Source organism: Arthrobacter sp. zg-Y769, assembly GCF_020907405.1.
Lineage (GTDB): Bacteria > Actinomycetota > Actinomycetes > Actinomycetales > Micrococcaceae > Arthrobacter_B.
Genome location: NZ_JAJJOE010000008.1, coordinates 63,260 through 75,713, shown reverse-complemented (window position 1 = coordinate 75,713; position 12,454 = coordinate 63,260). Strand labels below are relative to the sequence as shown.

Below are 12,454 nucleotides of genomic sequence, written 5' to 3'. Positions count from 1 at the left end.
TCACGGCATAACTTGTTCCGCGTTCCGCGGCGAACGCCGCGGATACTGCTTAATACTGTTTGCTTCTTTACCCGTGCCGCAGCGAAATTCGCCGCGGGAAAGGTCCGTTCCAACCTTATCCTCTAAGGCTGCTTCCTGCCCGCCCTTCCCGTGCGTTGGCGGCCTGCGGCCCGGAGCTGTTCCGGTTCCTGCAGGCGTGCGGGCGCATGCGTATTCCATGCTTCGATTTCTACAGCCGATAGAGGTTATGATTAGGACGGATTTTTCGTTCCAGATTGGATAAAGTGATCGCTTCGTGACTACCCAGCATGCCGAGTCTCCGGTCCACACGGGGAAGATGACGGCGGGCCGCAAGGTCCGGGCTTACGTGGCGCTCACGAAACCGCGCGTCATCGAACTCCTGCTCGTGACTACCCTTCCCACCATGATCTTCGCCGAGCAGGGGCTTCCGTCCCTGGGCCTGATCCTGGTCACCATGATCGGCGGCGCACTGGCAGCAGGCAGCGCCGGTGCCTTCAACTGCTATATCGACCGCGACATGGACAAGCTGATGAAGCGGACCAAGAACCGTCCGCTGGTCACCGGCGAGGTCTCCCCGCGAGAGGCAATGATCTTCGCCTGGGTGCTGGGGATTGTCGCCATTGCCCTGCTCTGGATCGGGGCCAACCCGCTCACCGGACTGCTCGGCGTCGGGGCCATTTTCCTGTACGTGGTCTTCTACACCCTGATCCTCAAGCGCCGCACGACCCAGAACATCGTCTGGGGCGGCGCCGCGGGCTGCATGCCCGTACTCATCGCGTGGGCTGCCGTCACCAACAAGGTGGAATGGCCGGCCTTCATCCTGTTTATGATCATCTTCCTCTGGACGCCCCCGCATTACTGGCCGCTGTCCATGAAGTACGGCGAGGACTACCGCAACGCCAGCGTGCCGATGCTCGGTGCCGTGGCCGGTGCCAAGCTCGTCTCCGTCCAGGTGGTCCTGTACGCCTACGCCACGGTGGCCTGCTCGCTGCTGCTGGTTCCCGTGGGCGGTGCGGGCTGGGTCTACACCATTGCCGCACTGCTGTCCGGCGGCTGGTTCGTGGCCGAGGCGCACAAGCTGCACTCCCGGGCCCAGCGTGAAGAGCTCAACGACAAGTCGGCCATGAAGGTCTTCCACCTCTCCATCAGCTACCTGACGATCCTTTTCCTGGCCCTGGCCGTGGACCCGTTCGTGGGCAGCGCCCTGGTCTAGCGTTCCGCCTTACAACGGCCGGATCCCTTCGGGGGTCCGGCCGTTGCTGTTTCCGGGGGGTCGACGCGCGCTCCGGGTGTCTGGGGGCGGGGCGGCGCTCTGGGCGTTCCGGAACGTCCTGCGCGCCTGTTGCAGCAGCCCCTGCGTCATCTGGTGAGTAGATAACGGGCTTGAGCAGACCGGATAACCCCGTTATCTGCTCAGTAGATGGTGACAGCCGGGCGTGGTGGGGCTTCGGGCTAGGGACAGCCCCCTGCGTGCACAGCATCCCAGGGAATGTGGCGCTTGTTGCCGGTGGGTTCACACCCGCAACAGCAGTACCAAAGTGTGGGACCCCGTGCGGCGGACAGCCCCCTGCGCGCACAGCATCCCAGGGAATGTGGCACTTGTTGCCGGTGTGTTCACACCCGCCGCAACAGCAGTACCAAAGTGTGGGACCCCGTGCGGCGGACAGCCCCCTGCGCCGCACCGCCAAGCCAGCACCCCCGGCACACAAAAAGGGCCGGACCCCGTGGGGAGTCCGGCCCTTCCGCCGGGAACCGCGCGGCGTTACTTCCGGGCTGTGCGGACCTTCCGGCCGCCGCGGATCTTCCGGTCCCTCCGCGCCTGCGCCACGGCAACGGCAGCCCCGCCGGGAACCTGCTTGTTGAAGCCGATGTAGACGGCCTCGGCGGCTGCGGCCGTCAGCAGGCATGCACCGAACATGTGCAGTGCCACCAGGGCAATGGGCAGGTGCAGGAAGTGCTGCACGTAGCCGATGGCGGCCTGGGCCAGTACGACGGCGGCCAGCACCAGCACTGCCTTGCGCACCCGGGCGTCACTCGCCCGGCGGAACACCAGGTACAGGGCCACTGCCAGCGCAAAGACCAGCAGGTAAACGGGAACCACGTGGATGCGGGTGATCAGGTCCGGGTTCAGGCCGTTGCGGGCCGCTCCATGGTCTCCGGCGTGCGGGCCGGACCCGGTCACTACAACGCCCAGCACCACGGTCAGCGCCGACAGGACACCGATGGCACCGAGCACGGGACGCAGGCTCTTGTCCGCCAGCGGTGCATGGCGTGCCTGGAGATCCAGGGCGGAAAGCCGGGACCGGTTGAGCATCACCACGGCCACCGTAATCATCACCGTCGAGGCGAGGAAGTGCAGGCCCACCACCCACGGGTTCAGGTCGGTCAGGACGGTGATCCCGCCGATAATGGCCTGGGCGGGAACGCCGGCCAGCAGGGCAACGGAAAGCCACCAGAGATCGCGGCGTTCGGACCGCAGGCGCCACACGGAGAAGACCATCGCAAAGGCAATGGCCGTCAGCACGAAGGTGAGCAGCCGATTGCCGAACTCGATGACGCCGTGCAGCCCCATCTCCGGCGTCGTCACCAGGGAGTCCGCCGTACACAGCGGCCATTCCGGGCAGCCGAGGCCGGATGCCGTCAGACGGACCGCACCGCCGGTCACCACAATGACGATATTGGCCACCAGTGACGCCACGGCAAGGTTGCGGACGAGCTTTCCTGCAGCGGGGCTGGTGATTTGCCGGGCGGGGACCCCGGCCGAGGTCTGTGACACGGTTTCTAACTCCATTTGAACCAGCGGACAGCACCCAGGCCGCCCAGTATTGTCCACGCCAGAAGGATGAGCGTGGCGGAAATATTGAACTGCGAATCGATCAGGGCCGAACGCAGGGCGTCGCCCAGGGCAGCAGAGGGCAGGACCTCGATAAACGGCTGCAGCACCTCGGGCAGGTTGCCCACGGGGATGATGATACCGCCGGCCGCAGCCAGGAGGATCCAGAGCAGGTTCGTTATCGCCAGCGTCGCCTCAGGCCGTACTGTTCCGGCCACCAGCAGGCCCAGCGCCGTGAACGCCACCGCGCCCAGGACCAGCTGGATCAGCGCCGGCAGCAGCCCGCTCAGCTCCGGCCGCCAGCCGAAGAACAGGGCAACTACGGAAACCAGCACCACCTGGATGGCCAGGACGGCCAGGACCGCAATCATCTTTCCGGCAATGAGGCCGGCGCGGCCCAGCGGCGTGGTGGAAAGGTAGCGGAGGACGCCGTAGCGCCGGTCAAAGCCGGTGGCGATGCCCTGCCCGGTGAACGCGGTGGACATGGCGCAGAGCGCGAAGATGCCCGGAGTTGCCATGTTGATCCGGCTGGTTTCGTAACCGTCCAGCAGGGGAGTGACCACCAGCGCCACCATGGCCAGCAGGGGCAGCACCACGGCGAGGATCAGCTGTTCGCCGTTGCGCAGCATCGTGATGGCCTCGTAGCGGCCCTGGTTCAGGATGCGTGCCGGCAGTGACGCGGGAGCGCTCAACGGATGGTCCTTCCGGATAGGTCGAGGAAAACGTCCTCGAGGGTGCGGGAGGCCATGTGCACCGAGGAAGGCAGGATGTCCCGCGCCGCCCACCAGGCGGCCACCTCGGCAAGGTCCTGCGGGCTCAGGGCACCGCGGACCGCATAATGGCCGGGTGCGGCTTCGGCCACCTCCAGGTGGTGCAGCCGCCCGGAAGCGAGGGCGGCGACGTCGAGGCCGGGCTCGGCGTCGAACGTCAGCAGGCGCTGCTCGGCCGCGGAACCTGTGGCGGAGGTCAGCTCGGCGACGGTGCCCGAGGCGACGGTCTTGCCGGCGTCGATGATGTAGACGTAGTCCGCGAGCTTCTGCGCGTCGTCCATCAGGTGGGTGGTGAGGATGATGCCGAGCCCCTCCGCACGCAGCTCGGAGATCAGCTCAAAGACAATCTGCCGCGACTGCGGATCCAGGCCGGCGCTGGGCTCGTCGAGGAACAGTACTTCCGGCCGGCCGATCAGCGCTGCCGCCATCGCCAGCCGCTGCTTCTGCCCGCCGGACAGGCGCCGGATGCCGGTGTTGGCAAAGCTGCGGATGCCCAGGCGGTCCACCAGCTCGGCAACCGGACGAGGGTCCTCATACATACGGGCAACATGCTCAAGCAGGGCAACGGGACGGGCCGACGGCGGCAGGCCGCCGTCCTGCAGCATCACACCGACCCGGCTGCGCAGCCGGGCATCGGCCCGGTAGGGATCCTGTCCGAGCAGGCAGATTTCCCCGCCGTCAATGGGCTGCAGGCCCTGGGCGCATTCCAGCGTGGTGGTTTTACCGGCACCGTTGGCACCGAGCAGGGCGGTGACGGAGCCGCGGCGGGCTGTGAAGTCGACGCCGGCCAGGACACGGATCATTTTGCCGTCGAGACCAGCAACCGGGCCGCAGTCCTTGATCAGACCTTTAATGGTCAGGCAGGGTTCATCGATAGGCACCTGCATATTCTACGTTAGGTAGTACAGGGCATCGGCACCGGCCAATCCGGCCCGTGACCCGGCGGTGGCAAGCCTTGCCTTAGTGGAATCGGGGAACAGATTAGGTCATGCTTGTGTTGTGTATTCTGTGAGCAACTCTGAGACTAAGGCAGCGGCCGTGCCGAGTGCTGCCCGCGAAGCGGAGGAGCGTACCCGGGACAAAGTGCTGGGTGCGGTTCTGGAACACGGCCCTGTCAGTGCTGCGGAGCTGGGGGAACGGCTGGGCTTCACGCCCGCCGCTGTGCGCCGCCACCTTGACGCCCTTTCGGGGAAGGGCCTGATCCAGGTCAAGCTCGTCCGCAATTCCTCTTCCGGAGCCGGAAGGCCGGCCCGGCGGTACGTACTGAGTCCGCAGGGGCAGGCCCATCTGGGCAATGACTACCTCGACATTGCGACCGAAGCGCTGCGCCAGCTCGGCGCCGCCCTCGGCCCGCAGGCGATCGAAGCGTTTGCCGCGGACCGGTTCGGCCGGATGGAGGAACGCTACCGTCCCGTCGTCGAAGCGGCAGGGCCCGACGTCGCCGACCGCGCCGAGGCGCTGGCCGCCGAACTGACCAAGGACGGCTTCGTTGCGTCGACCACCATGATCGGCGCTGCAGCGAAGAACAGCACGCTGCTGAGTATCCAGCTGTGCCAGGCGCACTGCCCCATCCAGGGACTCGCCACGGCCTACCCCGTCTTCTGTGACAAGGAGACCGAAGTTTTTGCCCGCCTCCTCGAGGTGGACGTCCGCCGACTGTCCACTCTCTCCCGGGGCGGCCACGTTTGTACGACCCACATTCCCGTGGGTCGGACCCGATCCGCGCCGCAGGTTCCACTGCACGCTGAGACCAACCAGTCCACATCCATTCATCAGCAAGAAAGGCCGTGATGACGGATCAAGTAACCCAGAAGCCAACGGCACCTTCATTGGTGCCGGAGTCTGTTATTTCAGACATCCTGGAAAAGAACCCTGAGCTCGAGGGCATCGGTACGTACGAGTACGGATGGGCCGACTCGGACGTCGCCGGTGCAACTGCCCGCCGCGGCCTGAGTGAGGAAGTTGTCCGCGACATTTCGGCTAAGAAGAACGAGCCGCAGTGGATGCTGGATATGCGCCTGAAGGGCCTGAAGTACTTCGAGCGCAAGCCCATGCCGACCTGGGGCGCAGACCTCTCCGGCATCGACTTCGACAACATCAAGTACTTCGTGCGCTCCACGGAGAAGCAGGCGAACACCTGGGAAGACCTTCCCGAGGACATCCGCAACACGTACGAGAAGCTCGGCATCCCCGAAGCTGAGCGCGGCCGCCTGGTTTCCGGCGTCGCGGCGCAGTACGAGTCCGAGGTTGTCTACCACCAGCTCCGCGAGGACCTGGAACGCCAGGGCGTTATCTTCCTGGACACGGACACCGCGCTGAAGGAACACCCGGAAATGTTCCAGGAGTACTTCGGCACCGTCATCCCCGTCGGTGACAACAAGTTCGGCTCGCTGAACACTGCCGTGTGGTCCGGCGGTTCCTTCGTGTACGTCCCCAAGGGCGTCCACGTCGAGATCCCGCTGCAGGCCTACTTCCGTATCAACACGGAGAACATGGGCCAGTTCGAGCGCACCCTGATCATTGCGGACGAGGATTCCTACGTCCACTACATCGAGGGCTGCACCGCGCCGATCTACACGTCGGATTCGCTGCACTCCGCCGTCGTCGAAATCATCGTGAAGAAGGGCGCCCGCGTCCGCTACACGACCATCCAGAACTGGTCCAACAACGTGTACAACCTGGTGACCAAGCGCGCCATTGCACACGAGGGGGCCACCATGGAATGGATCGACGGCAACATCGGCTCCAAGGTCACCATGAAGTACCCGGCTGTCTACCTGGTCGGCGAGCACGCCAAGGGTGAGACCCTGTCCATCGCCTTCGCCGGCGAGGGCCAGCACCAGGACACCGGATCCAAGATGGTCCATATTGCGCCGAACACCAAGAGCTCCATCATTTCCAAGTCCGTGGCCCGCGGCGGCGGCCGTGCCGCGTACCGCGGCCTGGTCCAGGTCCGCGAAGGCGCCACGCACTCGGCCAACACCGTGCGCTGTGACGCCCTGCTGGTGGACACCATCTCCCGCTCGGACACGTACCCGTACGTGGACATCCGCGAAGATGACGTCACCATGGGCCACGAAGCCACTGTCTCCCGCGTCAGCGAGGAGCAGCTGTTCTACCTCATGTCCCGCGGCCTTCCCGAGGACGAGGCAATGGCAATGATCGTGCGCGGCTTCATCGAGCCGATCGCCCGTGAACTGCCGATGGAATACGCCCTTGAACTCAACCGCCTCATCGAACTCCAGATGGAAGGAGCCGTCGGTTAATGTCGAAGCTTAACGACGTCGTCGAAACCGTGACCGAAAAGGTCAGCAATGTAGTGGAGGAGGTCAAGGCGAAGGTAGGTTCCCCCAAGGAAACCAACCGTGTGCGCATTGACGGCTTCACCGAGGAGGGCGAAAACCTCTCCCCGCTGAACGAGGAATCCTCACCGCTGGGCGGCGACAGCAGCAAGTCCCACAGCCACGGTGGCGGAGAGGGCATCCCGGACAGCTCACGCGCCGGCCGCACCACCTCCTTCCACCGGGCTGACTTCGGCAAAATGACCGGACGTGAAGAAGACTGGCGGTTCACCCCGCTCAAGCGCCTGCGCGGCCTGCACACCGCGGACCTCGACGGAACGGCTCCCGAGCTGGCCGTCGTCGCGCCCGACGGCGTGCGTGTGGAGAGCATTGCCCGCACCGACGCCCGCATCGGCTCCGCCGGCATCCCCGAAGACCGGGTTGCCGCAGCCGCGTGGGAAGACTTCCGCGAGGCAACTGCCGTAACCATTCCCGCCGAGACCGTAGTTGACGGCAGCGTCACGCTGACCATCAACGGTGTCAGCAAGGATCCGGCCGCGCAGCACATCGTCATCACCGCGGAGAAGTTCTCCAAGGGTGTTGTGGTCCTGGACCACAAGGGTTCGGCCGTTCTGTCCCAGAACGTGGAAATCGTCGTCGGCGACGGTGCGGAACTGACCGTCGTCTCCGTCCAGGACTGGGACGACGACGCCGTGCACGCCTCCGCGCAGTACGCCAAAATCGGCCGCGACGCGAAGTTCAAGCACGTCGTCGTCAGCCTCGGCGGCGACCTGGTGCGCGTCACCCCGTCCTCCAAGTTCACCGCCACCGGCGGCGACGTGGAGATGTTCGGCCTGTACTACGCCGACGCCGGCCAGCACCTGGAACAGCGCCTGTTCGTCGACCACGCGGTCGCGAACTGCAAGTCCCGCGTGATGTACAAGGGAGCCCTGCAGGGCCGCGACGCGCACACCGTGTGGGTTGGCGACGTCCTGATCCGCAAGGAAGCAGAAGGCACCGACACGTACGAAGTCAACCGCAACCTGCTGCTGACCGACGGCGGCCGCGCCGACTCCGTACCGAACCTGGAGATCGAAACCGGACTGATCGAGGGTGCCGGCCACGCCAGCGCCACCGGCCGGTTCGACGACGAGCACCTGTTCTACCTGATGGCACGCGGTATCCCCGAGGACACCGCCCGCCGCCTGGTGGTCCGGGGCTTCCTCACCGAGATCATCCAGCAGATCAAGGTACCCGCCCTGGAAGAGCGTCTCACCGACGCCGTCGAGCGCGAGCTCGAAGCCTCCGGAGCCTACTGAGACGAAGTCCGGGTGCCGGAGTAATCCGGCACCCGGACCCTCTCGCCTTCCATCCCCAAAGCTTAGTAACGCACCCGCGGGTGCAAAGGAGAAAGCCAACTCGCATGTCTACTCTTGAGATCAAGGATCTTCACGTCAGCATTGAGACCGAACAGGGCCGCAAGCCGATCCTGAAGGGTGTCAGCCTGACCATCAACACCGGTGAGACGCACGCCATCATGGGCCCCAACGGTTCCGGCAAGTCCACCCTGGCCTCCACTATCGCCGGCCACCCGCGCTACAGCGTGGACAGCGGCTCCATCACGCTGGACGGCGAAGACGTCCTGGCCATGAGCGTGGACGAGCGTGCCCGCGCCGGCCTCTTCCTGGCCATGCAGTACCCGGTCGAGGTCCCGGGCGTCACCATGACCAACTTCCTGCGCACCGCCAAGACCGCGCTCGACGGTGAAGCACCCTCGCTGCGCCACTGGACCAAGGACGTCAAGGCGGCCATGGCCGACCTGCGCATCGACGCCGACTTTGCCCAGCGCAACGTCAACGAGGGCTTCTCCGGCGGCGAGAAGAAGCGCGTGGAGATCCTGCAGATGGAACTCTTCCACCCGAAGATCGCCATCCTCGACGAGACCGACTCCGGCCTCGACGTCGACGCCCTGAAGATTGTTTCCGAAGGCGTCAACCGCGAGCACTCCAAGGGCGGCATGGGCACGCTGCTCATCACGCACTACACGCGTATCCTTCGTTACATCAAGCCCGACTATGTACACGTCTTCGTTGACGGCCACATCGCCGAGCAGGGCGGCCCCGAACTGGCTGACCGCCTCGAAGAAGAAGGCTACGACCGCTTCACCGGCGCCAACGCCGCAGCCGGCGCGTAGTAAAGACAGCTGAAGGAGCAAGTATGAGCGACTCCGATCTGGCCTCCACGTCCCTTGCGGACGTCGAAGAGGCCCTCAAGGACGTCATTGACCCCGAACTGGGGGTGAATGTCGTTGACCTTGGCCTGCTCTACGGCCTGAAGTACGCCGAGGACGGCGCACTGCTGATCGACATGACACTGACGACGGCGGCCTGCCCGCTGACCGATGTGCTTGAGGAGCAGACCGCCCAGGCCCTGGACGGCGTCGTTGACGAGTGGCGCCTGAACTGGGTTTGGATGCCGCCGTGGGGACCTGACAAGATCACCGACGACGGCCGCGACCAGATGCGGGCCCTCGGCTTCAACATTTAGCAGGTTCTGCCGCTGAAAGGGCCGCTTCCCGATACGGGGGGCGGCCCTTTTGCGCGTGCTAGCGTTTGCGCCATGGGGAACAGCACACACTTTCATGACCAGTTTCGGGGGGCCCAGGGTGCTTGAGCATGCGCTGCCAGCCCTTTATGACCACATGATTGAGTGCGGGGTGGTGGATCTGGATCCGTGGCACCTGCTCCGCGGGGAAAAGCAGGTGAGGCGGGCGGAGCACATCGAGGAGGTTCTCCCGGGGTGGGGGATCGTTCCCTTTGCCCGAAGGACCGACAACGACGACGTTGCGTGCTGGACGGGCACCAGCGTTGTGGTGATCGATGACTGGGACGTGTGGTCGACCGATGGAAAGCCGATACGCCACGTTCAGGATGAATACCCCTCGATGGAGGAGTGGCTTTTGGCTGCCGTGCGTGACTTCGTTGAGTTCGACTGGAGCTGAGAAAAGTGACATCGATGCCGAAGCGGCCGAGCCGGACAGAGATCAGCCGGGTGTTATCCCATGCGCTGCGTCATGCTCCGGGAGAGTATTCGCTGGAGTTGGATCTCGAAGGATGGGCGCCGGTCTCTGACGTGCTGGCTGCGCTGCACCGGCTGGGACCGGAGTGGGAGTCCGTTGACGAGGCGGTGCTTCACGAGGTGCTTGAAGCGGCGGAGAAGAAACGGCACCAGATAAGGGACGGCCGGATCCGCGCCGTGCACGGCCACTCCGTACCTGTGGAGCCGGTGGGGGAGCCCGGATCACCGCCCGCGGTGTTGTTCCATGGGACCTCGCCTGCTGCTGTGCCGCAGATCCGCGCAGCCGGAATTCTGCCCATGCGGCGGCAGTACGTCCATCTGTCGGACTCCGTGCAGCAGGCTTGTCAGGTGGGACAGCGCAAGGACGCCGATCCCGTGATCCTTACGGTGGATACCCGGGTGGCCGTGGCCCAGGGGGTATCTTTCTACCAATCGGATTCGGGAGTCTGGCTGGCCGCAGCTATCCCTGCGGCTGCTGTGGGGATGCCGGAAGCCTGAGCTGAAGTGCCGGGGATTGGCCGGGTTTAGCGGGACCGACGCGCGGGTGGATGGTCGTGAACAGGCCAACGGAACTGGCTTGTCTGACGTAGGTAGTTGCCTTCGAAAGACGGGTATTTCCGGTCCCCGGATCAGCCTGGTTTGGGCCTGTTTTCGGCCCGGAAATGTCAGTGCCGGGTGAAATTCTGAGGGTATGGATCAGCTCGGGAACATCGGACGGACAACCGAAGAACCAGCCAGTGAAGACCCCCAGCCGGAAGGCATGGCGGGTGAAGCGGATGCGCCCCGTGCAGCCTGCACCCTGGCGGTGTATCGGGCGGAACTGGACGCCGAGCCTTCCGTGGCCGCTGATGGCGAGCCCGGCACCGAGCCAGCTGACCGTGCCATCCCTGACGAGGGCCCCGCCCCTGCCGGTCCCGCCGAGGCCGACAATCCCGGCACTTCCACCTCCTCCGTTCCCGATCCTGACTCTGGCCCCAGTGCCGCCAGCGCCGCTGACCTCGGTGCCTCCGATGCCGGGAGTCCTGCCGGCGGGTATCCGGACGGCTTCACCGGGACGTTGGCGCTTCAGAACCTTGAAGCCTTCGATGACCACATGGTCGGCGATGCCCTGTCCCGGATGGCGCATTTGATGTCCTGGGTGCAGGCGCAGGAAGCACGTCTAATGGTCCGGATGCAGGAGATCTTCCGGGACAGCTATCATGCCGCTTCGGGGCGGCTCGAGCCCGGGATGGCGTTCAGCCTGGCAGCGTCAGAATGTGCAGCCATCCTGAACATTCCGCAGGTCACCGCTCAGCGCATGATGTTCGAGGCGGGCAAGCTCTGCAGTACCCATGCCGCCACCCTGGCCGGGCTGGAAGAAGGGCAGCTGTCCTACCAGCACGCGCAGGTGGTCTTGGACCAGTGCCAAAGCGTTCCTCCCGGCCAGCTTCCTGAGTTTGAAGCAGATTTGCTGGCCGCCGCGCCCGGCCATACCCGGGCGCAGTTCTCCTGTAAGGCCCGGCGGCTGCGCGAAAGGAAATTTCCCGACACCATCACCAAACGGCACCTGAGCGCCTTCGAACAGCGCAAGGTCACCCTGGATCGCGAAGAGGATGGCATGTCCTGCCTGTCTGCGCATCTACGGGCGGCCGAAGCCCAGGAGATCTACACGACCCTCAGTACCGCGGCGCGGGGTGAACAGACGGCCGGGGATTCGCGGACCACGGATCAGCTGCGTGCAGACATCCTGGCGCAGCTACTGATGGGCGGCCTCGGCTCAACCCATCTCAGAGATGCCGGCGGTGCCAACGGTGCCAGCCGCACGAGGGACGGGGTGGAGCGTGATCCTGGCGCAGGAGGTGAGACCAAGTCCGCCCACAATGACTCAGGACCGGACGAGGGAATCATCCCGAAGGCGGAAATCATGGTCCTGATCAACGCAGAAACCCTCTTCGGAGCCGACGACAAGCCAGCCGAGCTCCATGGCTACGGACCCATCAGCGCAGAAGCAGCCCGGAGGCTGGCCCGCAACGCCGCCGGGTGGACCGGATTGGCACAGGACCCGCGAACCGGAGAAATCCTGGGTGTGGGGCGGCGGCGGAAAGTTCCGGCCGGGCTCCGCCGCTGGCTGCGTGCCCGGGACGGAACCTGTAGGTTCCCCGGTTGCAGGGTCAGTACTGCGGTTTCGGACATTGACCACACAGTTGACTGGGCAAAGGGTGGGCCTACGGATCACGGAAACCTGGAGCATCTGTGCCGGCGGCACCACCGGTTCAAGACCCTGGGCTATTGGAAAGCCTGCCAACCCGTACCGGGGGTCATCGAGTGGACCTCGCCCACCGGCCGCGTCTACCGGACCGAACCCTTCCTGGAACTGGGGCGTCCGAAAGCTGGACCGCCGGACCCGGCGACGGGAGATGGACAGGAGGCAGCAGCACCATTCTGATCCGGACTGGCATGGTGGAACGCACGTCGTCCGGCAGGACATACCC

Annotated in this window: 12 protein-coding genes; 9 read left to right on the top strand and 3 right to left on the bottom strand. The window is 65.1% G+C overall.

Translation table 11 applies throughout. The features are described from left to right. The first annotated feature begins 295 nt into the window (after positions 1 to 295). Entirely contained in the window at positions 296 to 1,234 is a 939-nt protein-coding gene (locus LOC60_RS07000; RefSeq protein ID WP_331460789.1) for a heme o synthase, read from the top strand. 549 nt (positions 1,235 to 1,783) lie between these two features. Here LOC60_RS07000 and LOC60_RS06995 read toward each other — a convergent pair. Genes LOC60_RS06995 through LOC60_RS06985 form a run of 3 tightly spaced genes read right to left on the bottom strand, consistent with a single transcriptional unit; the run spans position 1,784 to position 4,511 of the window. Beyond that, the gene (locus LOC60_RS06995) at positions 1,784 to 2,797 is read right to left on the bottom strand and encodes a COX15/CtaA family protein (RefSeq protein WP_230023975.1); all 1,014 of its coding nucleotides are present in this window, start codon (positions 2,795 to 2,797) and stop codon (positions 1,784 to 1,786) included. Positions 2,798 to 2,802: 5 nt separating this feature from the next. Continuing rightward, on the bottom strand, positions 2,803 to 3,546 hold the full coding sequence (locus LOC60_RS06990) for an ABC transporter permease (protein ID WP_230023966.1): 744 nt from the start codon (positions 3,544 to 3,546) through the stop codon (positions 2,803 to 2,805). Next, positions 3,543 to 4,511, bottom strand: coding sequence for an ABC transporter ATP-binding protein (locus tag LOC60_RS06985; protein WP_230023965.1), 969 nt, complete (start codon positions 4,509 to 4,511; stop codon positions 3,543 to 3,545). The genes LOC60_RS06990 and LOC60_RS06985 overlap by 4 nt, the downstream gene beginning before the upstream one ends. 112 nt (positions 4,512 to 4,623) lie before the next feature. Between LOC60_RS06985 and LOC60_RS06980 the strand changes: the two genes are divergently transcribed. The 8 genes from LOC60_RS06980 to LOC60_RS06945 all read left to right on the top strand — a co-directional run bounded on the left by LOC60_RS06980 (position 4,624) and on the right by LOC60_RS06945 (position 12,408). Then, on the top strand, positions 4,624 to 5,415 hold the full coding sequence (locus LOC60_RS06980) for a helix-turn-helix transcriptional regulator (protein WP_442860394.1): 792 nt from the start codon (positions 4,624 to 4,626) through the stop codon (positions 5,413 to 5,415). Further along, positions 5,415 to 6,890, top strand: coding sequence for a Fe-S cluster assembly protein SufB (gene sufB / locus LOC60_RS06975; protein ID WP_230023960.1), 1,476 nt, complete (start codon positions 5,415 to 5,417; stop codon positions 6,888 to 6,890). The genes LOC60_RS06980 and sufB overlap by 1 nt, the downstream gene beginning before the upstream one ends. Continuing rightward, entirely contained in the window at positions 6,890 to 8,224 is a 1,335-nt protein-coding gene (sufD, locus tag LOC60_RS06970) for a Fe-S cluster assembly protein SufD (protein ID WP_230023958.1), read from the top strand. Before sufB ends, sufD begins: the two co-directional genes overlap by 1 nt. 104 nt (positions 8,225 to 8,328) lie before the next feature. Continuing rightward, complete coding sequence (gene sufC, locus LOC60_RS06965; protein ID WP_230023956.1) at positions 8,329 to 9,099, top strand: Fe-S cluster assembly ATPase SufC; 771 nt, start codon at positions 8,329 to 8,331, stop codon at positions 9,097 to 9,099. A gap of 23 nt (positions 9,100 to 9,122) precedes the next feature. After that, complete coding sequence (locus LOC60_RS06960) at positions 9,123 to 9,452, top strand: metal-sulfur cluster assembly factor (RefSeq protein WP_230023954.1); 330 nt, start codon at positions 9,123 to 9,125, stop codon at positions 9,450 to 9,452. 94 nt (positions 9,453 to 9,546) lie between these two features. Continuing rightward, on the top strand, positions 9,547 to 9,906 hold the full coding sequence (locus tag LOC60_RS06955) for a hypothetical protein (RefSeq protein WP_230023952.1): 360 nt from the start codon (positions 9,547 to 9,549) through the stop codon (positions 9,904 to 9,906). A gap of 14 nt (positions 9,907 to 9,920) precedes the next feature. Then, positions 9,921 to 10,481, top strand: a complete 561-nt coding sequence (locus tag LOC60_RS06950) for an RNA 2'-phosphotransferase (RefSeq protein ID WP_230023949.1) — start codon at positions 9,921 to 9,923, stop codon at positions 10,479 to 10,481. Between the two features lie 193 nt (positions 10,482 to 10,674). After that, on the top strand, positions 10,675 to 12,408 hold the full coding sequence (locus tag LOC60_RS06945) for an HNH endonuclease (protein WP_230023946.1): 1,734 nt from the start codon (positions 10,675 to 10,677) through the stop codon (positions 12,406 to 12,408). The last annotated feature ends 46 nt before the right edge of the window (positions 12,409 to 12,454 follow it).

Coding starts and splice junctions, on each gene's coding strand:
- LOC60_RS06950 (WP_230023949.1), top strand. CDS start 9,921: ATGCCGAAGCGGCCGAGCCGGACAGAGATCAGCCGGGTGTTATCCCAT.
- sufB (WP_230023960.1), top strand. CDS start 5,415: ATGACGGATCAAGTAACCCAGAAGCCAACGGCACCTTCATTGGTGCCG.
- sufD (WP_230023958.1), top strand. CDS start 6,890: ATGTCGAAGCTTAACGACGTCGTCGAAACCGTGACCGAAAAGGTCAGC.
- LOC60_RS06955 (WP_230023952.1), top strand. CDS start 9,547: ATGACCAGTTTCGGGGGGCCCAGGGTGCTTGAGCATGCGCTGCCAGCC.
- LOC60_RS06985 (WP_230023965.1), bottom strand. CDS start 4,511: ATGCAGGTGCCTATCGATGAACCCTGCCTGACCATTAAAGGTCTGATC.
- sufC (WP_230023956.1), top strand. CDS start 8,329: ATGTCTACTCTTGAGATCAAGGATCTTCACGTCAGCATTGAGACCGAA.
- LOC60_RS06960 (WP_230023954.1), top strand. CDS start 9,123: ATGAGCGACTCCGATCTGGCCTCCACGTCCCTTGCGGACGTCGAAGAG.
- LOC60_RS06945 (WP_230023946.1), top strand. CDS start 10,675: ATGGATCAGCTCGGGAACATCGGACGGACAACCGAAGAACCAGCCAGT.